This is a genomic window from Micromonospora sp. bgisy143 (assembly GCF_057708145.1).
Genome location: NZ_JBYIRN010000013.1, coordinates 119,085 through 144,880, shown reverse-complemented (window position 1 = coordinate 144,880; position 25,796 = coordinate 119,085). Strand labels below are relative to the sequence as shown.

Annotated in this window: 28 protein-coding genes and 1 tRNA gene; 14 read left to right on the top strand and 15 right to left on the bottom strand. The window is 71.8% G+C overall.

Annotated features, from left to right (window positions below):
• Window positions 1-30 precede the first annotated feature (30 nt).
• On the bottom strand, window positions 31-1,560 hold the full coding sequence (locus AC3EN4_RS17355) for a peptide deformylase (RefSeq protein ID WP_435206822.1): 1,530 nt from the start codon (window positions 1,558-1,560) through the stop codon (window positions 31-33).
• Between the two features lie 160 nt (window positions 1,561-1,720).
• Here AC3EN4_RS17355 and AC3EN4_RS17350 point away from each other — a divergent pair, with 160 nt between their 5' ends.
• The 3 genes from AC3EN4_RS17350 (at window position 1,721) to AC3EN4_RS17340 (ending at window position 4,116) form a co-directional block, all read left to right on the top strand.
• Window positions 1,721-2,239 carry a SigE family RNA polymerase sigma factor gene (locus AC3EN4_RS17350; RefSeq protein WP_435206821.1) on the top strand — a complete coding sequence of 173 codons (519 nt, stop codon included), beginning with the start codon at window positions 1,721-1,723 and terminating at the stop codon, window positions 2,237-2,239.
• Complete coding sequence (locus AC3EN4_RS17345; protein ID WP_435206820.1) at window positions 2,236-3,135, top strand: hypothetical protein; 900 nt, start codon at window positions 2,236-2,238, stop codon at window positions 3,133-3,135. The genes AC3EN4_RS17350 and AC3EN4_RS17345 overlap by 4 nt, the downstream gene beginning before the upstream one ends.
• 258 nt (window positions 3,136-3,393) lie before the next feature.
• Complete coding sequence (locus tag AC3EN4_RS17340) at window positions 3,394-4,116, top strand: IucA/IucC family C-terminal-domain containing protein (protein WP_435206859.1); 723 nt, start codon at window positions 3,394-3,396, stop codon at window positions 4,114-4,116.
• Between the two features lie 65 nt (window positions 4,117-4,181).
• On the opposite strand, the gene AC3EN4_RS17335 is transcribed toward AC3EN4_RS17340, so the two are convergent.
• Entirely contained in the window at window positions 4,182-6,011 is a 1,830-nt protein-coding gene (locus AC3EN4_RS17335; RefSeq protein ID WP_435206818.1) for a DUF6311 domain-containing protein, read from the bottom strand.
• A 212-nt stretch (window positions 6,012-6,223) separates the two neighbouring features.
• On the opposite strand from AC3EN4_RS17335, the gene AC3EN4_RS17330 reads away from it, so the two are divergent.
• Complete coding sequence (locus AC3EN4_RS17330; protein WP_435206816.1) at window positions 6,224-6,934, top strand: class I SAM-dependent methyltransferase; 711 nt, start codon at window positions 6,224-6,226, stop codon at window positions 6,932-6,934.
• A 98-nt stretch (window positions 6,935-7,032) separates the two neighbouring features.
• On the opposite strand, the gene AC3EN4_RS17325 is transcribed toward AC3EN4_RS17330, so the two are convergent.
• Window positions 7,033-7,575, bottom strand: coding sequence for a YbhB/YbcL family Raf kinase inhibitor-like protein (locus tag AC3EN4_RS17325; protein WP_422737425.1), 543 nt, complete (start codon window positions 7,573-7,575; stop codon window positions 7,033-7,035).
• A gap of 142 nt (window positions 7,576-7,717) precedes the next feature.
• Here AC3EN4_RS17325 and AC3EN4_RS17320 point away from each other — a divergent pair, with 142 nt between their 5' ends.
• The 4 genes from AC3EN4_RS17320 to AC3EN4_RS17305 are packed head-to-tail and all read left to right on the top strand — an operon-like array spanning window position 7,718 to window position 9,279.
• Window positions 7,718-7,873 carry a hypothetical protein gene (locus AC3EN4_RS17320; protein WP_435206815.1) on the top strand — a complete coding sequence of 52 codons (156 nt, stop codon included), beginning with the start codon at window positions 7,718-7,720 and terminating at the stop codon, window positions 7,871-7,873.
• Window positions 7,874-7,915: 42 nt separating this feature from the next.
• The gene (locus AC3EN4_RS17315; protein ID WP_435206814.1) at window positions 7,916-8,197 is read left to right on the top strand and encodes a hypothetical protein; all 282 of its coding nucleotides are present in this window, start codon (window positions 7,916-7,918) and stop codon (window positions 8,195-8,197) included.
• A 36-nt stretch (window positions 8,198-8,233) separates the two neighbouring features.
• Window positions 8,234-8,740, top strand: coding sequence for a helix-turn-helix domain-containing protein (locus tag AC3EN4_RS17310; RefSeq protein WP_422737427.1), 507 nt, complete (start codon window positions 8,234-8,236; stop codon window positions 8,738-8,740).
• Window positions 8,737-9,279: a DUF6036 family nucleotidyltransferase gene (locus AC3EN4_RS17305; protein ID WP_435206812.1), complete on the top strand. Its 543-nt coding sequence runs from the start codon at window positions 8,737-8,739 to the stop codon at window positions 9,277-9,279. The genes AC3EN4_RS17310 and AC3EN4_RS17305 overlap by 4 nt, the downstream gene beginning before the upstream one ends.
• Window positions 9,280-9,292: 13 nt before the next feature.
• Here AC3EN4_RS17305 and AC3EN4_RS17300 read toward each other — a convergent pair.
• Window positions 9,293-9,379 (bottom strand) — tRNA-Ser (locus AC3EN4_RS17300).
• A gap of 245 nt (window positions 9,380-9,624) precedes the next feature.
• Here AC3EN4_RS17300 and AC3EN4_RS17295 point away from each other — a divergent pair.
• Window positions 9,625-10,602, top strand: a complete 978-nt coding sequence (locus AC3EN4_RS17295) for an NAD(P)H-quinone oxidoreductase (protein ID WP_435206810.1) — start codon at window positions 9,625-9,627, stop codon at window positions 10,600-10,602.
• Here the strand turns inward: AC3EN4_RS17295 and soxR are convergent.
• A complete protein-coding gene (gene soxR / locus AC3EN4_RS17290; protein ID WP_422737430.1) occupies window positions 10,585-11,040 on the bottom strand; it encodes a redox-sensitive transcriptional activator SoxR in 456 nt (151 codons plus the stop codon). The genes AC3EN4_RS17295 and soxR overlap by 18 nt on opposite strands.
• A gap of 47 nt (window positions 11,041-11,087) precedes the next feature.
• Here soxR and AC3EN4_RS17285 point away from each other — a divergent pair, with 47 nt between their 5' ends.
• Together AC3EN4_RS17285 and AC3EN4_RS17280 are read left to right on the top strand one after the other, a co-directional pair.
• Entirely contained in the window at window positions 11,088-11,783 is a 696-nt protein-coding gene (locus AC3EN4_RS17285; protein ID WP_435206809.1) for a transketolase, read from the top strand.
• Window positions 11,784-11,788: 5 nt separating this feature from the next.
• Complete coding sequence (locus AC3EN4_RS17280; protein ID WP_435206808.1) at window positions 11,789-12,682, top strand: transketolase family protein; 894 nt, start codon at window positions 11,789-11,791, stop codon at window positions 12,680-12,682.
• Here the strand turns inward: AC3EN4_RS17280 and AC3EN4_RS17275 are convergent.
• Window positions 12,668-13,375, bottom strand: coding sequence for a glycosyltransferase family 2 protein (locus AC3EN4_RS17275; protein WP_422737433.1), 708 nt, complete (start codon window positions 13,373-13,375; stop codon window positions 12,668-12,670). The genes AC3EN4_RS17280 and AC3EN4_RS17275 overlap by 15 nt on opposite strands.
• A gap of 124 nt (window positions 13,376-13,499) precedes the next feature.
• On the opposite strand from AC3EN4_RS17275, the gene AC3EN4_RS17270 reads away from it, so the two are divergent.
• Window positions 13,500-15,701, top strand: a complete 2,202-nt coding sequence (locus AC3EN4_RS17270; protein WP_435206806.1) for a hypothetical protein — start codon at window positions 13,500-13,502, stop codon at window positions 15,699-15,701.
• Between the two features lie 49 nt (window positions 15,702-15,750).
• On the opposite strand, the gene AC3EN4_RS17265 is transcribed toward AC3EN4_RS17270, so the two are convergent.
• The 6 genes from AC3EN4_RS17265 to AC3EN4_RS17240 form a co-directional block, all read right to left on the bottom strand.
• Window positions 15,751-16,344 carry a hypothetical protein gene (locus AC3EN4_RS17265; RefSeq protein ID WP_435206805.1) on the bottom strand — a complete coding sequence of 198 codons (594 nt, stop codon included), beginning with the start codon at window positions 16,342-16,344 and terminating at the stop codon, window positions 15,751-15,753.
• Window positions 16,345-16,400: 56 nt separating this feature from the next.
• A complete protein-coding gene (locus tag AC3EN4_RS17260) occupies window positions 16,401-17,867 on the bottom strand; it encodes a sensor histidine kinase (protein WP_435206804.1) in 1,467 nt (488 codons plus the stop codon).
• The gene (locus AC3EN4_RS17255) at window positions 17,860-18,552 is read right to left on the bottom strand and encodes a response regulator (protein WP_422737437.1); all 693 of its coding nucleotides are present in this window, start codon (window positions 18,550-18,552) and stop codon (window positions 17,860-17,862) included. Before AC3EN4_RS17255 ends, AC3EN4_RS17260 begins: the two co-directional genes overlap by 8 nt.
• Window positions 18,553-18,620: 68 nt before the next feature.
• Window positions 18,621-19,133 (bottom strand): hypothetical protein, encoded by a 513-nt coding sequence (locus AC3EN4_RS17250; RefSeq protein WP_422737438.1) that lies wholly within the window; start codon window positions 19,131-19,133, stop codon window positions 18,621-18,623.
• Window positions 19,134-19,245: 112 nt separating this feature from the next.
• A complete protein-coding gene (locus AC3EN4_RS17245; protein ID WP_435206802.1) occupies window positions 19,246-20,259 on the bottom strand; it encodes an aminoglycoside phosphotransferase family protein in 1,014 nt (337 codons plus the stop codon).
• 87 nt (window positions 20,260-20,346) lie between these two features.
• A complete protein-coding gene (locus tag AC3EN4_RS17240) occupies window positions 20,347-21,519 on the bottom strand; it encodes a thiolase family protein (protein WP_435206800.1) in 1,173 nt (390 codons plus the stop codon).
• A gap of 79 nt (window positions 21,520-21,598) precedes the next feature.
• Here AC3EN4_RS17240 and AC3EN4_RS17235 point away from each other — a divergent pair, with 79 nt between their 5' ends.
• Window positions 21,599-22,027, top strand: a complete 429-nt coding sequence (locus tag AC3EN4_RS17235; RefSeq protein WP_435206799.1) for a PH domain-containing protein — start codon at window positions 21,599-21,601, stop codon at window positions 22,025-22,027.
• On the opposite strand, the gene AC3EN4_RS17230 is transcribed toward AC3EN4_RS17235, so the two are convergent.
• Window positions 22,020-22,931: a rhomboid family intramembrane serine protease gene (locus tag AC3EN4_RS17230; RefSeq protein ID WP_435206798.1), complete on the bottom strand. Its 912-nt coding sequence runs from the start codon at window positions 22,929-22,931 to the stop codon at window positions 22,020-22,022. The genes AC3EN4_RS17235 and AC3EN4_RS17230 overlap by 8 nt on opposite strands.
• A 100-nt stretch (window positions 22,932-23,031) precedes the next feature.
• Window positions 23,032-23,562 carry a peptidylprolyl isomerase gene (locus AC3EN4_RS17225; RefSeq protein WP_422737443.1) on the bottom strand — a complete coding sequence of 177 codons (531 nt, stop codon included), beginning with the start codon at window positions 23,560-23,562 and terminating at the stop codon, window positions 23,032-23,034.
• Between the two features lie 84 nt (window positions 23,563-23,646).
• On the opposite strand from AC3EN4_RS17225, the gene AC3EN4_RS17220 reads away from it, so the two are divergent.
• Window positions 23,647-24,414 (top strand): hypothetical protein, encoded by a 768-nt coding sequence (locus AC3EN4_RS17220; protein WP_435206797.1) that lies wholly within the window; start codon window positions 23,647-23,649, stop codon window positions 24,412-24,414.
• A gap of 87 nt (window positions 24,415-24,501) precedes the next feature.
• Here AC3EN4_RS17220 and corA read toward each other — a convergent pair whose 3' ends face one another.
• The gene (corA, locus tag AC3EN4_RS17215) at window positions 24,502-25,650 is read right to left on the bottom strand and encodes a magnesium/cobalt transporter CorA (RefSeq protein WP_435206795.1); all 1,149 of its coding nucleotides are present in this window, start codon (window positions 25,648-25,650) and stop codon (window positions 24,502-24,504) included.
• Between the last annotated feature and the right edge of the window lie 146 nt (window positions 25,651-25,796).

Here is a 25,796-nt window from a genome sequence, read left to right as displayed (position 1 = left end):
CTGGGGCGCGCGCCCCGGTCCCTCCTTGTGTCAGTAGCGCCAGGGCCGCCCGGTCTCCCGGTACTCCTCGACCGGCACCAGCGGTACGCCGGGCGCCATCCGGTCCACGTAGAGCCGGCCCTGTAGATGGTCGATCTCGTGTGCGACGAGCCGGGCCATGCCGAACTCGAACGACGTGATGATCCGGCTGCCGTCCCACTGGGCGTGTTCGACGTCGAGTCGCAGCGGCCGGGGCACCAGACCCCGGTGGTCGAAGAAGGAGAGGCACCCCTCGTACTGCTCGTCGGTCTCCGGGTCGGCGTCGACCACCCGGGGGTTGAGCAGGACGAGCGGTTCCGCCGAGCGGTCGGGGGGTCGGACCACGGCGGCGGCCCGGCCGATGCCGAGCTGCGGGGCGGCGATGCCCACCCCCTTGCTGAACGGATGCAGCTCGTCGAGTCGGGACAGCACCATGGTGAGGCGGTCCACGATGTCGCGGGCGACCTGCTCCTCGCCGGGCAGGTCGAACTGCCGGACCGGCTGGCGCAGGAGGTCGTCGCCGCGCTGCACGATGCCGATGCCGCGCATCCGGTCGCTGGGCCGGACCCGGGCGCTGCCGGGACCGAGATCCGGTTCGATGTCCGGTCGGGCCCGGAAGCGCCACTGCATCCGGTACCGGGCGTTCAGCGGTGGTTCGTCGGTCTGCCAGTCGAAGATCGCCCGGTCCCCCTCGTCGCGCCGCTGCGGGGCCGTCCGCAGCGGGCCCTCCTCCGCCGAGAGCGAGGTCTCCACGCCCCAGACCTGCGGGTCGAGCGCCGCCGGCAGGTCCAGGCGTACGGCGAGGTGCCGGGTGGGCAGCCGGACGGCCCGCTGGAACCAGGGGCCCCACTTCTCGGGCCCGACGCTGTACGAGTACTCGATGCTGGTCCGGTCGCCCGGGTAGAGCGGGAAGCGCCGATCACCGTTCTCGAAGAGCAGCCAGATCTCCTTGAACGCGTCCCGGTCGTGTTTCGCCCGCCAGTGCATCGGCTCCGGGTCGCCGGCGCCGTCGTCGCGCCGAGCCTGGAGTTGCAGCTCGGCGAAGGTGAGCGGGTGTTCCCGGTGGTGCCGGTTGGAGCGACCGGGGTCGTTCGGGTAGCGGTCCACCGCGACGCGGACGAGGTAGCGGGTGACCGGCTCGGTACCGGCGTTGTAGAGCTCGCGGTGGATGACGCACCGGTAGCCGTCGTCGGTGTGGGTGAGGGTGGCCAGTTCCCGTTCCACCACGAGGCCGGTGCCCGGGGGCAGCCACTGACCGGACAGCGGGGGTTCGCGCTGCGGCTGGCCGGAACGGGCGTGCCGGAGGTCGTCGTACTCCCGGAAACGCTGCCAGATCGCGCCGCTGGCCTCCAGGACGGCCTCGGCGCGGCGGGCGAAGTCCTCGGTCGGGCGATGTCGGCGCCCTTCGACGTGGCTCACGTAGGACGGGTCGAAACCCATCAGCACGGCCAGTTGCTTCTTGGAGAGGCCCCGCCCGGCGCGCTGACGGGCAAGCTCGGCCGCAAAGGACTCGGCAGCCCGTTCGAGGGGTGAGGTCGTCATCGGCTTCCTCGCGGCCGGGAGTATCAGTTTCACGTTCCGTGGCCGAGCGCACACTCATCTGCCATGTTCCCGACACACTGCTTGACAGCTCACGTCTCGCGCCCTGTGACGACGGCCGAGTGATGGCAACCCCAGCCGGAGGGTCGGAGTCCTTATCCCTGTGAGAGTTGATCCGAGTTTCGACAGCTTCGTCGAGCAGCGGTCGGCGGCGCTCCTGCGGCTCGCGTACCTCCTCACCGGGGACCGGGGTCATGCCGAGGATCTGTTGCAGACGGCCCTGCTGCGCACGATGCGTCGCTGGTCGAAGGCCCGCGAGGCGCCTGAACCGTACGTCCGGCAGGTCATGGTCAACCTGTCCCGGGACCGGATCAGGGACCTGCTGCGACGCCCTCGCGAGACCGCGCTGCCGGACAACCCCGACGCCTTCCGGTCCGCGGATCCCGGATTCGACGGCGTCGGGGAACGGCAGACGGTCGCCGCCGCACTTGCCCAACTTCCGGTGCGGCAGCGACAGGTGATCGTGCTCCGGTACTTCGAGGACCTCACCATCGAGCAGACGGCGGAGCTGATCGGCTGCTCGATCGGAACGGTCAAGTCGTACACCTCCCGCGCGCTGGCGCGGCTGCGCGAACTACTCGGCGACCTTCACGAAACAGAAGAGGCAAGGACCCTGCGATGACCGCTTTCGACGACGAACAGCTGGGCCGCCTGCTGGGCGACCGGCTCCACGAGGAGACGCACACCATGACCGCGCCATCGGATCTCACCGAGACCCTGCATCGTAAGAACCGCCGCCGTACCCGGGCGCTGGGCTTCGCCGCCGCCACGCCGGTGCTCGCCGCCGTGGCCGTGGGCGCCTCGCTGGCGTTCGCCCCCGGCGGGGGCGCCCCGGAGACGGCGCCGGAGATGCTCACCGTCGGCTACGTCGCCGAGCAGACGGCCACCGCCCTGAGCGGACTCCCCGGGTACGTCCAGCACGAGACCGCCAGGCACCAGGGTCGGGACGGCAAGCAGGCGAGCCTGATCGAGCTCTGGGCCGACCGCACCACCAAGCGCGAACGGCAGGACAACACGCTCTTCTACGGCGACGTCCGCTCGTACACCCTTGCGCTGGACGGCTCCACCGCCGTCGAGCTGAACCACGACAAGAAGAAGTGGTGGACCTACCAGGTCGCCTCGCTCAAGCCCACCGACACCGGTCAGGTCCAACACCTCCCGCCGTCGCTCAACCCGAAGGACCTCAAGCGTGCGGTCGACAGCGGAAAGGTGACGCTCGTCGGGAAGGAACAGCTGAACGGCACGCAGACCGTGCACCTCCAGTGGCTGGGCGGCCCGGACAGCGCCCTGGACGCGGCGAAGACCGCCGAGGAGTCCATGCAGATCTGGGTCGACGCGCAGTCGTACCGGCCGGTCCGGGTGGTCAACAAGCTGTTCACCGGCACCACGACCAGCGACTACGAGTGGCTGCCCCGCACCCAGGACAACCTGGCGAAGGTGACCGTGTCGCCACCGGCCGACTACCGGAAACTGCCGTGCACGCCCACGCCGGGCAAGGACTGCGGCTTGAACGACTGAGTCGCGTTTACGAGGCCCCGGATCGCGGTACGCGGTCCGGGGCCTCACCAGGTGTCCGGGTGTCGCTCGAATTACAGACGCTCGCGTATCCCGGCGAGCATGGTTAGGCTAGCCTTAGCTCAGGACGGCACCTGGTCGTCCGCCCGGGGGCACGTTCCTCGGCCACTCAGACGGGGGACGGCTCAGGTGACTGCGGTGCTGCCGAGGCAGGACGTGACCGCCACGCCGCTCGCCCCGGTCACCACCGCCCTGCGGACCATGTTCGGCACCGACGACCTGCCCGGGCTGGCCCGGGGCCTGCTGGTCGACGACGAGTTCGGCTGGGCACCCGCCAGCACCCTGATCGACGGCAGCCGCCTGCCGGAGCTGCTGCGCGCGGCGAGCGTCCGCTGGGGCGGCACCCCGCACGCCTGCGCCGCGCTGGCCTGGAAGTCGTACAGCTACTGGACGGCGCTGCCGGTCGTGCTCGGCTGGGCCTCGGCCCGCCGGGTTCCGCTGCTCCACCCGTCCGACGTGCTGATCCACTTCGAGGACCACCGGCCGCTGATCACACTGGGCCTGCGCCGCGGCACCACCGTGGCGGTGCTGCCGAGCGACCCGCTGGCGCTGTCCGGCCTGCCGGAGGTACGCGTCGTCGCGGGTGAGGCGGAGTTGCTCGCCGAGCTGCGGGCATCCCTGCTCGACGCCCACCTGGCCCCGCTGATCACGGCGATCCAGGCAGAGGTGCGGGTCGGCACCCGGACGCTGCTCGGCTCGGTCGCCTCCGGCATCGCGCACGGCGTCCTGCGCGCCGCGGACGCGCTGCCCGGCCCGACGGTGGAGAGCATCGACACCCTGCTGGGCGCGCTCGACCTGGCCGACCTGGTCGAGCTGGTACCCGGCCCGACCGGCGAGCCGAGCGTCCAGCGCCGCACCTGCTGCCTGGCCTTCACGCTGCCCAGCCCCAAGGTCTGCCAGGGCTGCTGCGTCCGACAGGGCTGATCCGCCTTCGTTCGGTCCGGGGCCGGTCGCCGCGCGTCCGGGCCCGTGGGCGGCGGCAGGGCTGCTCAGTCGGTCAGCGGTCGGACGTCCCACACCCAGACGCCGCCGGTGAAGGTCGGTTGGACACCGGTCAGCTCGGTCATCCCACGGCGCAGTTCCATCTCGTGCTCGTGCGGCCCGAGGATCACCACACCCGCCCGCCAGTAGCGCAGGTCGTCGACGGCCTTCACCCGGCTCTGCGGGGTGATCGGCGGCACCGCCCCGGTACGACGGATGGTGGCGAAGAAACTGCTGGTCGGGCGGGGCGGCGCGGTGAACAGCGCGACCTTGGGCGGCCGGGCGCTCGGTCGGGTGTCCGGGCCGAGGAAGTAGCCCCGGGCCAGCGGCATGTCGAGCCGGGTCGCGGCGGACCAGCGCAGCGGCTCCGCGTAGGTGGTGTCCGGCAGCGGCAGGGTCACCACACTGCGCCCACCGGCCACGTACGGCCGCCAGGCCCCACTGGTCACGAATTCGGGCACCGGATCCAGTTGGACCACCGGCAGCGGGGTGGGCAGGATCGGCAGCAGGGCCATCGTCAGCACGGTCGCAGTGGCGAAACGGAGCTGCGGCCGGTCGGCCGGGCGGGCGCGGGCCACCTCGCGGACGCGCTCGGCGCCATAGGCGAGCAGCACCCCGATGATCGGGGTGATCGCCAACGCCCAGCGGGTCGGCACCACCGAGTGCAGGATCGGCAGGTTCTCCAGCGCCGCCCAGGGTCCCGGCACGCCGGTGCCGCGACCGTCGAAGCGGACCTCCCGGCCGAGCGAGAGCACCGCGAAGAGCAGCCCGAGCCCGGCCAACGCGAGCACCACCGCCGAGCGCCGCAGCCACCAGACGAGGGCGACCACCAGCACGAGCAGCGGCCAGCCGAAGAAGCTGTTCTCCTCGGTCGGGTTCTTGGCCAGGCCGGCGGCGGTACGCGGGCTACCGGCCAGTGATTCCCGGGAGTACGCCACGAACGAGGCCAGGTCACTGGAGTACCCCCGGATCAGGCTGGACAGCCCGGAGTACGCGCCCGGTCCGAAGAACTGCACGTAGAGCGGGTACGCGAGCAGCACCCCGGCGACCACGGCGGCGACCGCCAGCCCGGCGAGGAATCCTCGGGTCCGGGACCGCAGGGCGGGGCGGCCGAGGGCCAGCGCGCCGACGATCACGCCGAGCCCGATCGCGGTCATCAGCAGGATCTCCAGGTTCAGGAACGCCTGCCAGACGATCACCAACCCGAGCAGCACCCCGTTACGCAGCCACCGGCCGGGGTCGGCGAGCCGCAGCGTACGCCAGATGATCAGTGGGACGACGAACTGCGACACGATGTTCGGATGCCCGTTGGCGTGCGACACCATGGCCGGCGCGAACGCGCAGAAGCCGGCGCCGAGCCAGGCCGGCCCCCGGCTTCCGACCAGGACGCGGGAGAGCAGGAAGTACCAGGCCGTGGCGGTGGCGATCATGCCGAGAGTGAGAAAGAGCAGAAATGCGGCACGCGGCCCGAAGAGCAGGGTGATCGGCGTCATTGGCAATGAAATGGATAATACGGACGTATTTGCCATGAGGTTGACGCCGTCCGGCACGTTCATCTGGTCCGAATGGAACGGGTACGCGAATTGTGTGACCACCCGCGCACCGTGCGCCATCATCCATTCGAACTGCGACTGGTCCGAGCGGTTGTCCCGCACCCCACTGCCCGGGTCCCACCAGAGCCGTCCGGTGACCCAGAAGCCGAGCACCGCGAAGCTCAGCACGGCCGCCAGATCGACCCACTTCCCGTTGCGGCGCAACCGATCGCCGAAGCCGGGCTCCTCCACCCGCGGCGCGGTGGACGGGCCCTCGCCGGGAGCGTCCGATTCGGGAGTAGTCATGACAATTCATAGGGTAGTCAGCGTATGACGGTGCCGTGACATGTTTCGGGGTACTGCCGTACTATGTGCCGGGTTCGCCGACCGCCGATCACGTGCCCACCCCCCGACCCGCAATTCGGCCAACAGCTCCCCCGATTCCGCTGCCATCCAAGCGGATGATTCACTCTGTCGGTCCAGGCACGGGTCGAGTTCATATCGTGAGGAATCGACGCATGGCAGAAATCACTGGGGACCAGCGCGTCCAGTCCGAGGTGCTTGAGGGCCTGGCGATGGCCGTCAACCACCGTCGCTGGTTCGTCGAACTGGCGGTGCCGTACCTCGGTGACGACCCGATCGAGATCGGCAGCGGCCTCGGCGACTACGCGCTGGAATGGTCGGAGCGGCTGCCCCGGTTCACCGCCACGGAAGCCGACCCCGACCGCCTCGTACAGCTCAAGGAGCGGCTCGCCGACCAGCCGGGGGTCGACGTCCGGCAGATGCTGCTGCCGCACAACGACCGGGGCAACTACAGCGCCGCGGTCTCGTACAACGTCCTGGAGCACATCGAGGACCACGTGGGTGCGCTGCGCAGCATGCGTGACCTGGTCCGGCCCGGCGGCGCGGTGATCATCATCGTGCCGGCGTTCCAGTTCGCCATGAGCCCGGCGGACATCGCCACCGGCCACGTCCGCCGGTACACCAAGAAGACGCTCGGTACGGCGATGACCGAGGCCGGCCTGACCGTCGAGAAGATCCACTACGCGAACGCGCTCGGGTTGATCGGCTACTTCATGGCCACCAAGGTCTTCCGGCTCATGCCGAAGGAGGGACCGATGGTCAAGGTGTACGACACCCTGGTCCTGCCCGCCACCAAGGCCGCCGAACAGCTCGTGCGCCCCCCGTTCGGCCAGTCCGTCTTCGCCGTAGCCCGCGTCCCCGCCTGATTTTCCGTCGATCTTGCACTTTCTGCTGCCGTTAAGCCCCTTCCGTAGGGGTTTGTCGGCGCAGAAAGTGCAAGATCGACGCGGGAGGGCGGCGGGGGTTACTGCTTGATTTGGTACGTGGGGCGGATTACCGCCCTTGCCAGCGTGTGGAAGGTCAGGTTGAAGCCGACGTAGGCGGGGCTCGCGTCGGGGGTCAGGTCCAGGCGGTCCACGTCCAGGGCGTGCACCGCGAAGACGTACCGGTGGGGACGGTCACCGGGCGGCGGCGCCGCGCCTCCGTAACCCTGCTCGCCGTAGTCGTTGCGGACGGAGAACGCCCCGCCGAGGTCCGTGCCCGCCGCGCCGCCGGCGCCGGTGGGCAACTGGGTGACGTCGACCGGCACGTTCACCAGCACCCAGTGCCAGAAACCGCTGCCGGTCGGCGCGTCCGGGTCGTAGCAGGTGACGGTGAAACTCTTGGTCTCGGCGGGGAAGTCCGACCAGGTCAGCTGCGGCGAGACGTTCTCACCGCCGGTGCTGCCGTGCGCGTGCCGGACGTCCATCGGCTCGCCGTTCTGCACGTCGTCGCTGGTCAGCGTGAACGACGGAACGGTCGGCAGCAGCTCGTACGGGTCCGGGGCGATCGGTCGTTCCAGGGTCATCGGGACGCGTCCTTCCGGAGTGGGCAGATACCTGCCTCTTCATACCCCTTTCCCCGCCGTGGAACGACCGATTGGTCGGGGTGTGCCGGATCACGGGTGCGGGCTAGGGTGATGCCCCTGCACCATTCCACGGGGGGAATTCTTGCTCAGCATCTGGCGGGACTTTCTGGTCGCCGTCGTCGGCGCCCTGCGCAAACCGGATGAGCGGGCGCTCACCGAGGAGCGTCGACGCGCCGTCGAACGACTCGCCGACACGACGATCCGCGAGGCCCGACGGGACGAGCCCGAGGGTCCGTAGCCGCGGACCCGCCGGGGTGACCGGGAGCCGGGCGCGGGACCGTTGGCGCACGGTGCCCTCGGCTGGATCCCGCCCATCGCGCTGTTCGGCGGGACTTCTCTGTACTTCGCGGGCCGGGCGACCTTCCTCGTCCTCAGCGTCCGGTGCGTACGACCCGAGCAGTTCGTCGCGCCGGTGGTGGCGCTGCTGTTGCTCCCCGTGGGCCGGCACCTGCCCGCCCTGGCCGCCCTCGGTCTGCTGACCGCGTTCCTCGCCGCTCTACTCGGCTACGAGGCGTGGACCAGGCGAGCGAGCGGCAGGACCAGCAGGAATGCGATCAAGTGAGTTGTGTTTTTAGCGTTTGAGGCGCATGCTCCAAGCATGGCGACGACAGGTGACGACCTTCTGACCACCGGCCAGGTGGCCAAGCTGCTGGGGACGTCGCGCCAGCAGGTGGTCAACCTGTGCGAACGGGGAGAACTGCCGTTCGTGAAGGTCGGCGCGCATCGGAGGATCCGGCGAGGGCAGGTTGAGGCGCTGTTACGCCCCAAGCCGGAACTTACTCGCGATCAGCTCAAGTCACTGTGGCTGCACCAGGCGATAGCGGGGAGTTTGGTCACCGACCCGGACGCGGTGTTGAACAAGGCCAGGGAGAACCTCGATCGACTCCTGCGGCAACACCGAGGGACCATGACCGAAGTCTGGCTCAAGCGCTGGCAGGACAAGATCGACGAGGGTGTGGGTGCCGTCCTCAAGACGCTGACCTCCGACGACCCGGAAGCTGTGGAGCTGCGACAGAATTCGCCCTTCGCCGGGGTCCTGTCGCAGCCACAGCGCACGAAGGTTCTCGATTCCTTCACGCGCAGCGGCTGGGGGCGAGTGGCGTGAGGCGCGAGCAACTGGAGCATGTCCTGCGGTCCGCGTGTCAGATCGTCGGAGACCCGGACGTCCTCGTCATCGGCAGCCAGTCGGTGCTGGGGGCGATCCCGGAGAGCAGACTTCCACTTGAGGCCACCGCCTCGATGGAGGTCGACGTGGCGTTCTTCGACGACCCCGACGACCGGAAGGCCGACCAGGTCGACGGTGCCATCGGCGAGCTTTCGCTGTTCCACGAAACGAACGGCTACTACGCCCAGGGCGTGAGCGTGTCGACGGCGAAGCTGCCCGACGGCTGGCGGGATCGGCTGGTCCTGGTGGAGTCGCAGAGCACCCACCCGGGGCGGGGCTACACGCTAGAACCTCACGACTGCGTCGTGTCCAAGCTCGTAGCCGGCAGGGAAAAGGACCACGCCTTCGCCGATGCGCTGATTCGGGCCGGGCTCGTCGACCCAGCAGTGGTCGCGGAGCGGATCGAGATGGTCGACGTGCATCCACTGGCGCGGAAACGACTGAGGGAGTGGATCGCCAGCTACCTGCCCGCGACCTGACGGCTGCGTTGTGCGGAGGGTGTGGGATTCGAACCCACGAAGACATCGCTGCCTTACCGGTTTTCAAGACCAGCGCCATCGGCCACTAGGCGAACCCTCCCGGACCGCCACCCGAGGGTGCGCGGCCGTGAACAGTCTGCCACGGCACCCGGCGGCCGGCTCGCCGTCCCTCCCCGAAAAGCGCCGGCCAAGCGGCAGCCGCAGCGTCCACTGTGGCGTTGATCGACTCGGCTTCCCTGAAACCGGGGCGTCCGGCGCGTCGGGATGCCCCGGTTTCCCGGAAGCCGAGTTGATCACGTCGGGTGCGCCTGCGGCGTCGGCGCGGGTCAGGTAAGACTGGGGTCCATGCGAGCCATCACCGTTCCGCAGCCCGGTGGACCCGACGCGCTGGTCTGGGCCGAGGTCCCCGATCCCGAGCCCGGCCCGGGCGAGGTGATCGTCAGCGTCCGGGCCAGCGGGGTCAACCGCGCCGACCTGCTGCAACGGCAGGGGCACTATCCGCCGCCGCCGGGCGCGCCCGCGTACCTCGGTCTGGAGTGTTCCGGGGTGATCGACGCGATCGGCCCGGAGGTGACCGGGTGGGCGGTCGGCCAGGAGGTCTGCGCGCTGCTGGCCGGCGGCGGGTACGCCGAGCGGGTCGCGGTGCCCGCCGGCCAACTGCTGCCGGTGCCGGCCGGCGTGGACCTGGTCGACGCGGCGGCGCTGCCGGAGGTGGCCTGCACGGTCTGGTCGAACGTGGTGGGGGTGGGCCGGCTCGGTGCCGGCGACACGCTGCTGGTGCACGGCGGGGGCAGCGGGATCGGCACGTTCGCGGTCCAGTTAGGGGCGGCGCTCGGTGCCACGGTGCTGGCGACCGCCCGTACGGCGAAGCACGCCCGGCTGCGCGAGCTGGGCGCGGCACACACGATCGACTACCGGGAGCAGGACTTCGTCGAGGAGGTCCGCAAGGCCACCGACGGCCACGGCGCGGACGTCATCCTCGACATCATGGGCGCGTCGTACCTGGGTCGGAACGTCGCCGCCCTGGCGACCGGCGGTCGGCTCGTGGTGATCGGGATGCAGGGTGGCCGCAAGGGCGAGCTGGATCTCGGGGCGTTGCTGGCCAAGCGGGCCAGCGTGTCGGCGACCGCGCTGCGCTCCCGGCCGCTGGCGGAGAAGGCGGAGATCGTCCGGGGCGTACGCGATGAGGTGTGGCCGTTGGTCGCGGCCGGCGCGGTCCGCCCGGTGGTGGACCGGCGGCTGCCGATGGCCGAGGCGGCCGAGGCGCACCGGCTGGTGGAGTCGAGCGACCACGTCGGGAAGGTGCTACTCACCCTCGGGTGAGGCGGGCGGCAGCAGGAGGCGGGCACCCGGGCCTTCCTTGGCGAGGTTGTCGCCGGGGTTGTTGAGCATGCAGCGTTGCAGGGACAGGCAGCCGCAGCCGATGCAGCCGTCCAGGTCGTCGCGGAGCTTGGTGAGCAGCCGGATCTTCTCGTCCAGCCGGCCGCGCCAGCTCGCGGAGAGCCGCGCCCAGTCGGCCGGGCTGGGCGTACGCCCTTCGGGCAGCGATTCCAGCGCCTCGCGGATCTCGTCGAGCGAGACGCCGACCTGCTGGGAGATCCGGATGAAGGCGACCCGCCGCAGCTCGGCGCGGGCGTAGCGGCGCTGGTTGCCGCCGGTGCGGTCGGCGCGGATCAGGCCGAGCCGCTCGTAGTAGCGCAGCGCCGACGGCGCCACCCCGGACCGCGCGGACAGGTCCCCGATCGTCAATGAGTCCTGCATCACCCGGTCCTTGAGTTGAAGCACACTTTAAGTCACACAGTAGTGGCATGACCACCGCACTCACCACCGACACCGGTGCCCGGCTCCCCGGCCTGATCCGGCGGCTGACCGGCGACGAGAAGCACGCGCCGAGCGCGCACTCCACGATCGACGTCCTTCAGGTCCTCTACGACCGGGTGCTGCGGATCACCCCCGACACCGTCGACGCCCCGGAGCGGGACCGGTTCCTGCTCTCCAAGGGGCACGGGCCGGCCGCGTACTACGCGGTGCTCGCCGCCCACGGCTTCATTCCGGAGGACTGGCTCGACGACCTGGGCGGGCCGCAGAGCCGCCTCGGCCACCACCCGGACCGGGTGCTGGTGCCGGGTGTGGAGATCGGCTCCGGCTCGCTCGGCCACGGCCTCGGGCTGGGCGTCGGCACCGCCCTCGGCCTGCGCGCGCAGGGCCTGCTCACCCCCCGGGTGTACGTGCTGCTCGGCGACGCCGAGCTGGACGAGGGATCCAACCACGAGGCGATCGCGTACGCGGGGGCGACCGGCCTGGACAGCCTGACCGCGATCGTGGTCGACAACTCGTCGGCCACGCACGGGTGGGCGGGCGGCATCGCCAGCCGGTTCACCGTCAACGGGTGGACCGCCGACACGGTCGACGGCCGGGACCACACCGCCCTGTACGCGGCGCTCACCGGGCACCGGCCGGGACGGCCGCACCTGGTGGTCGCCCGCGTCGAGAGCAAGGGATGACCACGATGCGTACCGCCTTCATCGACACCACCATCGACCTGCTCGACGAGGATCCGCGCACCGCACTCGTGCTGGCCGACATCTCGGTCAGCCAGTTCGCCCCGGCCGGGCGGCGGCACCCCGACCGGGTGCTCAACGTCGGCATCCGGGAGCAACTGATGATCGGCGTGGCCGGCGGGCTCGCCCTGACCGGGCTGCGGCCCATCGTGCACTCGTACGCGACGTTCCTGGTGGACCGGGCGTACGAGCAGATCAAGTTGGACCTGGACCACCAGGGCGTGGGCGCCGTCCTGGTCAGCATCGGCGGCTCGTACGACGCCGCGGAGGAGGGCCGGACCCACCAGTCACCGGGTGACGTGGCGCTGTTCGACTCGCTCGGCGACGGCTGGACCGTGCGGGTGCCCGGTCACCCGGATGAGGTCGCCCCGCTGCTGCGGCACGCTGCCCGCACCGACGACGCCGTCTACCTGCGGCTGAGTGAGCCGCGCAACGACCGGGCGTACCCGGAGGCCGACCGACTCCGGGTACTGCGGCGAGGGACGCCGGACGCGCCGCTCGTGGTGGCGGTAGGGCCGATGCTGGACGCGACCATGGCGGCGACGGAGGGGATGGACGTGACGGTCGCGTACACCCACACGCCCCGGCCGTTCGACACGGACGGCCTGCGGGCGCTGGCCGGGACCGAGGTGGTGCTCGTCGAGCCGTACCTGGCCGGGACGTCGAGCGCGGTCGTCGACCGCGCACTGGCGGACGTACCCCATCGGCTGCTCGCCCTCGGCGTGGGCCGGGCGGATCTGCGCCGGTACGGCGACGCGGCCGACCACATCCGGTGGCACGGGCTGGACGCCGCCGGCCTGCGGCGGTCGATCAGCGGGTTCCTGGGATCAGCGCGCGGGTGACGCGACGGGACGGCGGCGGGCGCGCTCACGGCCGAGGATCCAGATCGCCTCGACGCCGTCCTTCCAGGTGATCTTCTTGCCCTCTTCGCGGCCCCGGGCCCGGTAGCTGATCGGCACCTCGTACGGGCGGATCCGGCGGCGCAGCAGCTTGCCGGTCACCTCGGCCTCCATGCCGAAGCCCCGCGAGCGCACCTCCAGCGACCGGTACAGCTCGACCGGCATCAGCTTGAAGCAGGTCTCCAGGTCACCGATGTACGAGTTGAACAGGACGTTCGCCGCCATCGTGACGCCCTTGTTGCCCATCACGTACCAGAAGCTGTAGGCGCTGTGGCTGCCGAACGTGCGATTGCCGTAGACGACCGTGGCCCGCCCGTCGAGCACCGGGGCGAGCAGCTTGGGGATGTCCTGCGGGTCGTACTCCAGATCGGCGTCCAGGATGACCATGTATTCGCCCTCGGCGCTGTCCACCGCCGTCTTGATGGCCGCGCCCTTGCCCGCGTTGCGCTGGTGCGTGATCACCCGCAGGCGCGCGTCGTCGGCACGACCGAGGACCTCGCCGGTGCCGTCGCGGCTGCCGTCGTCGACCACGACCAGCTCGATCTCGCAGGGGTAGTCCACCGCCAATGCCTGCTTGAGGGCATCCGCGATGCGTTCTTCCTCGTTGTAGACCGGCATGAGGATCGAGAGCTTCACGGGAATCTCCACGGTGGCGACAACACGTCGGGCATAGCCTAGCCTGGCTGGTCAGCCCAACGGCGGCCGCCACCGCCGGACAGCCGGCGTGGCGATTTCAGCCCGATGGTGTTTACTTCCCGCCATGTCGGCTGCCGGCTCCCTGTTCGCGGTGCTCCCCGCCGCCTCGGTGCTCCTGCTCACGATCGCGTCGACGCCGCGTGGGACGGCCGCGGTGGCCCCGACACGGCTCGCCGCGGTGCGCGCCGCCCTGCTCACCGGGGCGTACGCGGTGCTCGTGGTTGAGGTGCTCGGCGCGCTGCACGCGCTGAACCGGCCGGCGTTCGTCGCCTCCTGGCTGCTCTTCCTCCTTGCCGCCGCGACGGCGGTGGCGCTGCGCCGACGTCGGGACGTCCCGGCCGCCGGCCCGGCCGCCGCGACGCCGCGCCCGGTGCCGGTCGGCGCGGCGGTGACCGCCGCCGCCGGACCGGACACGCCCGCCCCGGCCGCCGACCACGACCTGGTGGGCGGGCGCGACGCCGCACCGACCCGGACCCAGGGAGTACGCGCCAGACTGCTCGCCCGGGCAGCGGAGAGGTGGCGCACGGCGGGTCGGGCCGAACGGCTGCTCGTCGGCGGCATCGGCGGCCTGGTGCTGGTGGAGTTGCTGATAGCACTGTTGGCGGAGCCGAACAACTTCGACTCGCAGACGTACCACCTGCCGAAGGTCGAGCACTGGGTGGCTCAGGGCGACCTCGACTTCTGGCCCACCGCCATCCACCGGCAGGTGACCATCCCGCCCGGCGCCGAGTACCTGCTGCTGCACCTGCGCCTGCTGACCGGCGGTGACGCGCTCCACAACCTGGTGCAGTGGGCCGCCGGAGTGCTCTGCCTGCTGGTGGCTGCCCGCATCACCGCCCAGCTCGGCGGCGGCCGACGAGCGCAGTTGATCACCGCGTTCGTGCTGGCCAGCACCCCGATGGTCGCGCTTCAGGCGACCAGCACGCAGACCGACCTGGTGTGCGCGGCGTGGGTGGCCTGCGCGGCGACCCTCGCGCTGGACGGACTGCGGCGGCGGACCGGCTGGGGAACCGTACTCGGTCTGGGGGCGGCCACCGGGTTGACCGCGGTGACCAAGACGAGTGGCCTGATCGCGGTGGGTCCGCTGCTGGTGCTCTGGGGTCTGGCCCAGCTCCGGCTGGCCCTGGCCGACCGGGCCTCCGCCGCCGAGGCGGCGGGTCGGGCCTCGACGGCCGCCGGTCCGGTGCGGCCGGTGGTCCGGGTGGTCACCGGTTCGGCGCTGATCCTGGCGGTGGCGGCGTTGGTCGTCGGGCCGTTCCTGGCCCGGGTGACGGCCGAGTTCGGGCACCCGTTGGGCCCGCCCCGGCTGCGCGAGTCGATCCCGATGGAACGGCACGACCCGGCCTCGATCCTGGTCAACGCGCTGCGCATCGGGCACACGGCATTCGACACGCCTCTCGCGCCGCTGCGGACCGCCGGCGCGGACGCGATCATCGGCGGCGCGGAGGCGATCGGCGTCGACCCGCAGGACCGGGCGATCACCTTCGGCCGGGAGGTGTTCCCGGTGCCGGCCTGGTACCCGGACGAGGACCGGGTGGCGTTCCCGATCGCCGGGTCGCTGGCGCTGATCGGCGCGCTGGTCGCCCTCGTCCGTCCACGCCGGATCGATCCCGCACAGGTCGGGCCGCTGCGCGCGTACGCCGTGGTGGTGCTGGCCGCCGTGCTGCTGCACACCTCGATGATCAAGTGGCAGCCGTGGGGCAACCGGCTGATCCTCTACGCCCTGGTGCTCGCCGTACCGCTCGCCGGGGTGTGGTTGGACTCGGTGCTGCGGCGTGGCGGCGACCGGGCGGGTCGGGGGCGACGCTCGGTGGCCGCCGTGGCGACCGCCGTCGTGCTGGCCACCTCGGCGCTGGCCGGGGTGCTCGCGCTGTCGTACGGCTTTCCGCGCCGGCTGGTCGGCACCGGGTCGGTCTTCACCACCTCGGACTGGGACACCCGGTTCCTGCGCCGACCCGAGTGGGCCGACGAGTTCCGTTGGGCCGCGGCGGCGGTCCGCGACAGCGGCGCCCGCCGGATCGGGCTGGTGGAGCGGAACGACGACTGGGAGTACCCGTGGTGGCTGCTGCTGCGCCAGCCGGACGGCCGCTCACCGGAGCTGGTGTCGTTGCAGTCGGTCCTGCCGGAACGCCCGCCCGCCGACCCGGCCTCGGTGGACGCGATCGTCTGCACCGGCAGCCGACCGACCTGCGCCAAGCTGGTCCCGGCCGGGTGGCGGTTGGAGTTCCGCGACTACGTCGGCTACGCCCTACCGCCGGGCCGCTGAGCGACCACAGGTGAGGGCCCCGCACGTACGGCGTGCGGGGCCCCTCCGGTCACTTGACGCGCGGGATGAGAATCAGCCGGGCGGCACCCTTGTCGCCGTCCTTGACCCCGGCGACACCGAGCTTCGTGCCGACCTTGACCTCACTGGGCTGCACGGTCGCCCGCTTCTCGACGACCCGCAGGTCGTCGCCGAAGGTCCACGTCATCGTGAACCCGTCGGTGGACTTGACGGTCATCGAGTCGCCGTCGACGGCGGTCACCTCGCCGCGCTGGACGGCGACGGTCTGCGTGCCGTTCTCCTTGGTCTGCACCACCGCCTCGCCGTGCAGGGTGTTCTTACGCAGCAGCACGCGGGCCTGACGGCGCTTGCGCCACTCCTCGCCGCGCTTCTGCTTACCCTTCTCGGCGGCCGTGGGGGAGGGCTCGGGCGTCGCCGGGGCGGCGACGGTCTGCACGTCCAGGTCGGCGGCGTCGAAGCCCATCGCGGTCAGCGCCTGACCCTCCACACCCATCGCCGCCGCGACCTCGACCGCCGCGTCCCGCGCGGGCTGGCTGGCCACCTCGGCCGCGCCGCACCCGCTGACGCCGAGCGCCACCGCCGCGAACAGTGCCGTGGTGCCGGTGACGAATCCCCAACGTGGCATGACTCTCCCTCTCGTCCGTGGAGCCCTCAGCCTTCCCGGCAAGGACGAGCGGACCGTCAGACCGATGTTCGGGTCCGGTAAGGATCCCCGGGCAGCCGGACCGTGAAGGCGGCGCCGCCCTCGGGCGCGTGACCCGCGACGATCTCCCCGCCGAGCCGGCGGACCAGCCCGGCGGCCAGCGCCAGCCCGAGCCCGCTGCCCACCTTGCGCACCCCCCGGTACCGCTCGTGCAGCGCCCCGCGCTCGAACGCCACCGCCAGGTCGTCGTCGGTGAAGCCGGGCCCGCCGTCGCGGACCTCCAGCACCCCGCCGGCCGCCGGGTCCGCGCCGACCGGCCGGACCGCGAGCACGACGGGCGCACCCGGGGGTACGACCCGCAGCGCGTTCTCCAACAGCCCGTCCAGCACCTGCCGGATCCGTCCCGGATCGGTGTACGCGGACACCGGCTGACCGGGCGCCTGGAGGCGGAACGGCACACCCACCGCGGCGCACCGGCCGGACCAGGTCGGTTCGGCGTCGGCGGCCAACCGGGTCAGGTCGACGGGTACCGGTTCCAGCGGGAAGTCGGCCGCCTCCAACCGGGCCAACGCCAACAGGTCGCCGATCAGCCGGTCGAGGTGCTGGGCCTCGGCCAGCATGGTCCGACCGGTGTCGGCACTGCCGTCCCCGTCGATCACCCCGTCGGCCAGCGCCTCGGCGTACCCCCGGATCGCGGTCAGCGGGGTGCGCAGCTCGTGCGACACGGAGAGCAGGAACTCGCGCTGCCGCCCCTCGCTGGTGGTCAGCGCGGCGGCCAGGCCGTTCAACGCCTCGGCCAGGTCGGCGACCTCGTCCGGCGGCTCGACCGGCACCCGTACCGCGCGGTCCCCGGCACGCAGTCGGGCGGCGGCGGTGGCCGCGACGCGGATCGGCCGGGCCAACCGGCGGGCCAGCAGGAGACCGGCCACCACGCCGGCGGCCAGCCCGGCGAGCAGCGGCAGCCAGAGACTGAGCAGCACCTGCGCCCACAGCCCGTTCGACGTGGCACGGGAGAGCACCACCCCGTTGCCACCGGGCAGCGCGCGGCCCTCCACCAGCGCGCGGTGGCCGTTGACCGGCCGACGGGCCGACACGTTGCGGCCCTGCCCGATCCGCTGCACCACGCGCGGCGGCAGACCCGGCCGGTCGACGGTCCCGCGCCGGATCAGGTACGCGTCGATGCCCTGGTCGCGGAGTTGCTGGATGAGCCGCTCCTCGTCGGCGGCGCGTCCCCGGTCCAGCCGGGTCCGCAGCACCTCGGCGGCGAGTCGCGCCTGGGCGGCGAGGGCGTCCTGGTCGCGTCGCTCCGCGCCCCGGATCGCCAACGGCACCGCGACGATCGCCGTGACGAGCACCGACACCAGCGCCACCGCACAGGTGACCAGCACCGCGCGGGCGGTCAGCGTCCGGCCGAGTCGGCGACGCCGGGGGGTGGTCGGCGGTCGGTCGCCGAGCACCGGCAGTGCCATGGTCGGCGACTCGACGCGCGCCGGCTGCTCAGGCATCGACCGCGTACCCCACGCCGCGGTGGGTACGGATGACGCTGGCCGGGCCGAGCTTCGCGCGTACCTGGGCGACGTGCACGTCCACCGTGCGGGTGCCGGCGTGTGCCGCGTACCCCCAGACCCCGGCCAGCAACTCCTCGCGGGTGAAGACCCGTCCCGGCCGGGCCATGAGATGGGCCAGCAGGTCGAACTCGGTCGAGGTGAGCTGCACCGGTACGCCGCCGGCGGTGACCGTCCGGCGGGCCGGGTCGAGGGTCACCGGGCCGACGACGCGCGGACGTTCCGCGCCCTCCGGGCCACCAGCCGTGCGGCGCAGCACGGCGCGTACCCGGGCGACCAGCTCGCGTGGGCTGAACGGTTTCGTCACGTAGTCGTCGGCGCCCAGTTCCAGCCCGACGATCCGGTCGACCTCGTCGTCGCGGGCGGTGAGGAAGATGACCGGCGTCCAGTCGCCGGCCTCGCGCAACCGTCGGCAGATCTCGGTGCCCGGCAGGCCGGGCAGGGCGATGTCCAGGACGCAGGCCACCGGGCGCAGCCGGCGGGCGGCGTTCAGGCCGGCCTCACCGTCGCGTTCCAGGTGGACGCCGAACCCGTCGCGGCCCAGGTAGAGCCGGACCAGGTCGGCGATGGCCGGCTCGTCCTCGACCACGAGGACGAGCCCGCGGTGCGGCGGTTCCAGAGTCACCGGCCCATGATTGCCGACCCGGTGGTCCGGCGCGATCGGTGCGTGTTCGAGTTCGGTAAAGGCAGTCGTCAGCGTGCGACGGCGGGGCGGAACACGCTGGGCCGTACGGCGGCGGGCTGGTCGCCGATGGTGGCCAGGACCCGTTCGCGGGGTGCCCGCAGGCGGGTCCGGAAGGCGTGGTTGAGCAGCGCGTCGAGCTGCCACACCTGCTTCGGGTGGGCGGTACGGATGAGGAACCGCTCGCGGATCCCGTCGATCGCGGTCGCGGCCAGCTCGACCGAGTGCAGCCGCGGGTCGGGGCTCCACGTGACGTTGCTCAGCTCGCGCAGTTCGGTGTTGAGGTGCAGGCGGAGCCGGTGCAGGAGTCGGGTCTGCTGGGTGACCACCAGTCGGCGGTGGGTGAGCAGCAACAGGTAGTCGCCGGTGACCGGGCGGTCGGGGCGGCTGCAACGGGTGACCAGGATGGTCGCGTCACCGGAGCCGACGCAGCGGCGGAACACCGGCATGTGCCGGCTCACGGTCTGCACGGCGAGGCCGGCCTCGGTGGCGGCCGGGAGGAACGTTCGGGAGAAGACGTCCATGACCTGCCCAACGACGCCCCCGACGGGGTGACGTGGGTCACGGCGGAATTTTGGAAGTTCCACGCCGGCCCGTCGCACTGCCTGTCCGATTTCCGACCCGGACGGATGCCGGTCAGCTTTCCGGCTGAAGTGGGCTGGCGGCGAACAGCTCGGCCAGCCACCCGGGCACCGCCTCGGCGTACTCCGCGCGGGCCGGGTCGGTCGTGTCCAGAGCCCGTCGCCAGGAGAGCGACCGGCTGACCGCGCCCAGGTTCATCGCCAGGTCGGTGGCCTCGACGAGGACGTGGCGGTCGTACCGGTCGGTCCACGCCTCCAGATAGGCGTCGCGCAACCGGGCCAGGCCGGCGTCGTCCGCCGACAGCGCGGTGGCGTACCGGATGGAACGCAGGGTCACCAGCAGCGTGCCGAACGGGTGCGCCACCGAGGCGTCCCCCCAGTCGAAGTAGCGGTACCCGGTCGGACCGGCGAAGACGTTCCCGTCGTGCAGGTCGTCATGCTGCACGGTGGCCTCGATACCGAGGTCCGCGAGCCGACGGCACCGCTGCGCGTACGCCGGAAGCTCCGCCCGCAACCGCTCGTACGTCTCGACGGTCAGCCCGCCCTCCGCACCGACGCGCAGCGACCCGGCGTCGTCGAGCAGGTCGGCGAGCAGCCCGGCCAACACCTCCGGACGGTGGTCCGGCACGCCGAGGGCGACCAGGTCGTCGACGTACGGCGCGGTGGCGAGTTGCAGTGCCGCGTACCCGGGCAGCGCCCGCTCCCAGTGCGTCAGGTCGGGATCGCGGCCCAGCACGTCGCGCAGCGACTCCCCGCCGTCGGGAAGCAGCGACCAGCCCCGCTCCCGGTCCACCCCGATCGGGGTCAGCACCCGCTCGGGCGTCAGCGTGGCCAGCGTCGCGAGCAGGACCGCCTCGTGTGTGGTGCCGGAGTTGTTGGCCTTGAACCAGACCGGCCCGTCGTCGGTCGGCACCCGCCAGACCAGCGACCACGGCCGGACCCGGGACTCGACCGGCCCGGTGACCCGTCGGCCGGTGCCGGCGAGCTGCTCGTCGATCCAGGACCGGGCCTGCCGCTGCCACGCTTCGCTGGACCAGTCGGAGGTGGGCGCACCGGCGATCGTCGTCACGATGGGCACCCTAGGCGGCGTGCCCGGCCTGGGGCGAGACCATTTTCCGCCCGGCGCTCGCGGGCCGAGCGGCCGCCGCGTCGACGGTCAGACCAACTCGACGATCGTCGCGTTGGCCATGCCGCCGCCCTCACACATGGTCTGTAGGCCGTAGCGGATTCCGTTGTCCCGCATGTGCGCCAGCATCGTCGTCATGATCCGCGCGCCGGAGCCACCGAGCGGGTGCCCGAGGGCGATCGCCCCGCCGCGTGGGTTCAGCCGCTCCGGGTCCGCCTCGGTCTCCGCCAGCCAGGCGAGCGGTACGGGAGCGAACGCCTCGTTCACCTCGTACACCCCGATCTCCTCGATGCCCAGCCCCGCGCGGCGCAGCGCCTTCGCGGTGGCCGGGATGGGCGCGGTGAGCATGGTGACCGGATCGTCGGCGGCGACCACCGCGGTGTGGATGCGCGCCAGCGGGCGCAGGCCATGCCGGCTGGCCCAGTCGGACGTGGTCACGGCGAGCGCGGCGGCGCCGTCGGAGATCTGCGACGCGGACCCGGCAGTGACCACACCGTCGGTGCGGAACGGGGTGGGCAGTTCGGCGAGCCGGTCCAGCGAGGTGTCCCGACGGATGCCCTCGTCGGCCGCGAACGTGCCGCCGTCGTCGAGGGGTACCGCCGCCAGCTCCGGGTCGAACGCCCCGGCGTCCTGCGCGGCGGCGGCCTTCTCGTGGCTGGCGAGCGCGAACTCGTCGAGCTGGGTACGGGAGAAGCGCCAGCGCCGCGCGATCAACTCGGCACCGACGCCCTGGTTGAAGGGGAGCGGCGCGTCGTCGGCGAAACCCTCCACCCCCCGGTAGCGGGCGCGGAGCTGATCGCTGAACGGCATGCCGTCCGCCACGCTGGAACCCATCGGCACCCGGGTCATCGACTCGACCCCGCCGGCGACCACCAGGTCGGCCTGGCCGGAGAGCACGGTCGCGGCGGCGAAGTGCAGAGCCTGCTGGCTGGAGCCGCACTGCCGGTCCAGCGTGGTGCCCGGCACCGCCTCCGGCCAACCGGCGGCGAGGACGGCGTTGCGGGCGATGTTCCACGACTGCTCGCCGACCTGGGACACGCAACCCCAGAAGACGTCGTCGACCTGTGCCGGGTCCAGGCCGGTGCGCTCGGCGAGAGCGCGCAGCACGTGTGCCGACAGGTCGACCGGGTGGACCCCGGCGAGGCTGCCCTTGCGCCGCCCGACCGGGGTGCGTACCGCGCCGACGATGACCGCGTCACTCATCTTTACTCCCCGGTAACTTGGCTGCCCTGATCCTACGTCGTCGGTGGACCGGTCGTTCGTCCCCGGGCATGCTGGGCGGGTGGATGACATCACCGGATCCCGGCAGTGGCGGGTGCCGTCGAGCCTGCCAGCGGCGAAGCTGGCCGGTGCCGTTCTGCTGATCGCCCTCGGCCTGCTGTTCGCCGACGGCGACCCGGTGCGGCTGGTCGTGGCCGCCGTGGCCGCCGTCGCGCTGGCCGTCTGGGCGCTACGCGACCTGGTGGCGCCGGTCCGGCTCGCGGTCGACCCGGCGGGGCTCACCGTCATCCGCGGCTTCGCCGGCCGGCAGCTGCTGCCCTGGTCGACCGTCGAGGCGATCAGGGTGGACCGCCGCCAACGGTGGGGGCTGAGCGGCGAGATCCTGGAGATCGACGCGGGCGAGTCGCTGCACCTGTTCGGCAGGTACGACCTGGGGGCCACCCCGGAAGAGGTGGCCGGGGCACTGCGGGCCGCCCGCCCGGTCAGCTGAGCAGTTGCGCGGTACGGAAGATCACCAGGGCGAGCAGGATCAGCAGGATGACTGCGGTGCCGGCGACCTGCACCGGCGTGCGCCGGGCGGGTGGCGCGTACGCCAGCACCAGCGCGATCGCCGCGCCGAACACCAGACCGCCGAGGTGCCCGGGGATCGAGATGCCCGGCACGGTCAGCGTGAACACCAGGTTGATCACCAGGACGGGCAGCACCTGTGAGACGTCCCGGCCGAGCTTGCGGCCGACGATGATCAGCGCGGCGAACAGGCCGAAGACGGCGGTGGAGGCACCGGCGGTGGCCGCGTTCTGGGCGCTGAACAGGTAGGCCGCCACGTTGCCGCCGAGGCCGGCGATCAGATACAGCGCGCCGAAGCGCAGCGGCCCGAGGTTGACCTCCAACGAACGGCCGAGAATCCACAGCGCCCACATGTTGAGCAGCAGGTGGATCACGCCGTAGTGCAGGAACATCGCGGTGACCAGGCGATACCACTGGCCCTCGGCGACGCCGCCGAGCGTGCCGTCCGGCAGGACCGCCAGCCCGATCACCGAACCCCAGTTGGTGAGCGGGGTGCCGCTGCCCATCAGCCCGCCGAAGCCGGAGCCACCCATCACCGCGTCACCCGTCCGGGCAGAGGCGACGGAGAGCAGGAAGAACAGCACGTTCAGGGCAATGAGCGCCTTGGTGACGTAGCCGTGCCGGCCGGCGGCACCGCCACCGAAGGCGGTACGCGCCGGCCGGACACTACGACGTCCCTCGTTGACGCACTCCGGGCACTGGTGCCCGACGGACGCCTCTCGCATGCACTCCGGGCAGATCGGCCGGTCGCAGCGGGTGCACCGGATGTAGGTCTCCCGTCCGGGGTGCCGGTAGCAGACCGGGGTGGTCGGCGGGGACTCGCTCACCGGCTCGACCCTCCGTCCACCACCGCGCGACCCACCGACGCCGGCCGGCGCGGTGCTCCGGAGCGCTCAATCATGCGAGCAAAGGTACCTCGCGGTTTCGTCAGGCAGCAGACCGCTCGATCTCGACCCGCTCGATGACGACATCCTGCAGCGGACGGTCGCTCGGGCCGGTCGGGGTGTTCGCGATCGAGTCGACGACCTTCACCGACTCCTCGTCGGCCACCTGGCCGAAGATGGTGTGCCGGTTGTTGAGGTGCGGCGTCGGGGACACGGTGATGAAGAACTGCGAACCGTTGGTGCCCGGTCCGGCGTTCGCCATCGCCAGCAGGTACGGACGGTCGAAACGCAGGTCCGGGTGGAACTCGTCGGCGAACTTGTAGCCCGGCCCGCCCCGACCGGTGCCGGTCGGGTCGCCCATCTGGACCATGAAACCGCTGATCACACGGTGCGAGATGGTGCCGTCGTAGTACGGCCCGTTGCCCGGCTGACCGGTGCGCGGGTCGGTGTACTCACGGTTGCCCTCGGCCAGGTCGACGAAGTTGCGGACGGTCTTCGGCGCGTGGTTCGGGAAGAGCTCCAGCCGGATCGGGCCAGCGTTGGTGTGCAGGGTGGCGTAGACAGCCTCGGCCACGGGTACTCCTCACTCGTTGGTCAGTTCCATGCGGATCCTCCCATGTGCCCGATCTGGCATCGCGGAGGCATCCGAAGGTGGAGGATGACGAAGGAACAACTCCCAGGAGGTAGGACCGTGTTTGGAATCGGGCGGCGTCAGTCCCAGGGTCAGCTCGCCAAGGCAGAGCTGAACCAGAGCATCAGCCACCTGATGCAGGCAGCCAACCACGCAGCCAAGGGCGCCGGCGCTTCGGTCGGCCCGCGGGTCCAGGCGGCCCGCGGCTACGTCGGGCCGGCTGCGGTGAAGGTGCGCGACCGCGCGTCGACCGGTTGGGGGACGACACTCACCACGCTGGCACCGCTGGCCGCGGCGGCCCGTGACGGCGCCGCGCAGGCAGGGCCGCTGACCAGGAAGGCCAAGTCGAAGACCATGCGGATCACGGGGAAGAAGAAGCAGCCGCGCCGTCGCGGTTCGAAGATGACCGGCCTGCTGGCCGCGGGCGCCATCGCCGGCCTGGTCGGCGCGGTCGCCCTGCGCCGCCGGCGCGAGCAGCAGGAGTGGGCCGAGTACGACCCGACCCGCACCCTGGAGCCGATGCGCAACGAGGTCGACTCGATCGAGGTGCGCACCCCGGCCGCGACCAAGGGGTCCGACGGGTCGGCCATCTCCGGGATGACCGGCGCGGGCAGTTCGGCGGTGGCCGGCGGCGACAGCGCCAGCACCACCGCTGCGGCCAAGCCGACCGCCATCCGCCCGACCGACAAGGTGCCGTCGGTCGCCGAGGGCGCCAAGGACGTGTCGGGACGCCCGACCGACGACCTCACCAAGGCGCTGGGCAAGGACACCGCCCGTACCAACGGTCGCCGCTAACCCCCGACATCAGCGCGACGAGCGCCGGCACGCGGGCTTGCCCCGCTCGCCGGCGCTCCGCGCGTCGACGTCCGCCGCGCGGGCCGGTCAGAGCCAGCCGTTGCGGCGGAACCAGCGGTAGAGGGCCAGCGAGACGGCGAGCATGAGGGCCAGAGCCACCGGATAGCCGTACGTCATCTTCAGCTCGGGCATGTTCTCGAAGTTCATGCCCTCGACGCCGGCGATTGACGTCCAGACCGCGGCGATGGCCGCCCAGGCGGCGATCTTGCGCATGTCGTTGTTCTGGTCGACGGTGACCTGGGCCAGCCGCGCCTGAAGGATCGAGTTCAGCAGGTCGTCGTACGAGTTCACCTGCTCGACGGTGCGGCTCAGGTGGTCCTGCACGTCCCGGAAGTACTTGCGGATCTCCTTGGGCACGTCCCGGTTGACCTGCGAGGTCAGGTTCATCAGCGGACGCTGCAACGGAATCACCGCCCGCTTGAACTCCACCAGCTCCCGCTTCATCTGGTAGATCCGCTGGATGCGCCCGTGGCTGTTGCGGTCGAAGACCTCGGCCTCCAACTGGTCCAGGTCGTCCTCGAGCTGCTCGGCCACCTCCAGGTAGAGGTCGACCACCCGGTCGGTCACCCCGTACGCCACCGCCCACGGGCCCTGGAGCAGCAACTCCTGCTTGGTCTCCAGGTCGGCGCGGACCGGGGAGAGCCGGCAGGCGTCCCCGTGCCGGACACTGATCAGGAAGTTCGGGCCGATGAAGAGCATCACCTGACCGGTCTCGACGACCTCGGAGGTCTCGGTCAGCTCGGTGTGCTCGCAGTACCGGGCGGTACGCAGCACCAGGAAGCTGACGTCGCCGAAGCGCTCCAGCTTGGGCCGCTGCTCGGCCTTCACGGCGTCCTCGACGGCCAGCTCGTGCAGGCCGTACGTCTCCGCGATGGCGGTCATCTCGGCCAGCTCGGGCTGGTGCAGCCCGATCCAGACGAAGCCGTGCTCCTCGCGGCGGGCGGCCTCCAGGGCCTCGGCGTACGTCCAGTCGCCGGGCTGCCGCTTGCCGTCGACGTAGAGCGCGCAGTCGACCACTCCGCTGCGCCCGGTGCCGGTGGATGCCGGGGTGGGTGGTGAACCGTCGGCGTTGAGCATCCGGGTCATCGCCCGGACCGGGGACGGCCACGCTCGGGGTCGCAGCACCCGGGATGTGTTCGACGGCACCGTCCGGCCCCGCTCTGCCCGATCCGTCATCACGACACCTCCCCGCGCTCGCCTGCGGCTTGCAGGCTACGCCGATGGTGGACATCGGCAGGTGTGACGGCGGTCGCGGGTGCGGCGCCGGGCGGGCCGGGCCGCATCGGGGGGTGAAGGGACGACACGGCCCACCCGGCGCCCGT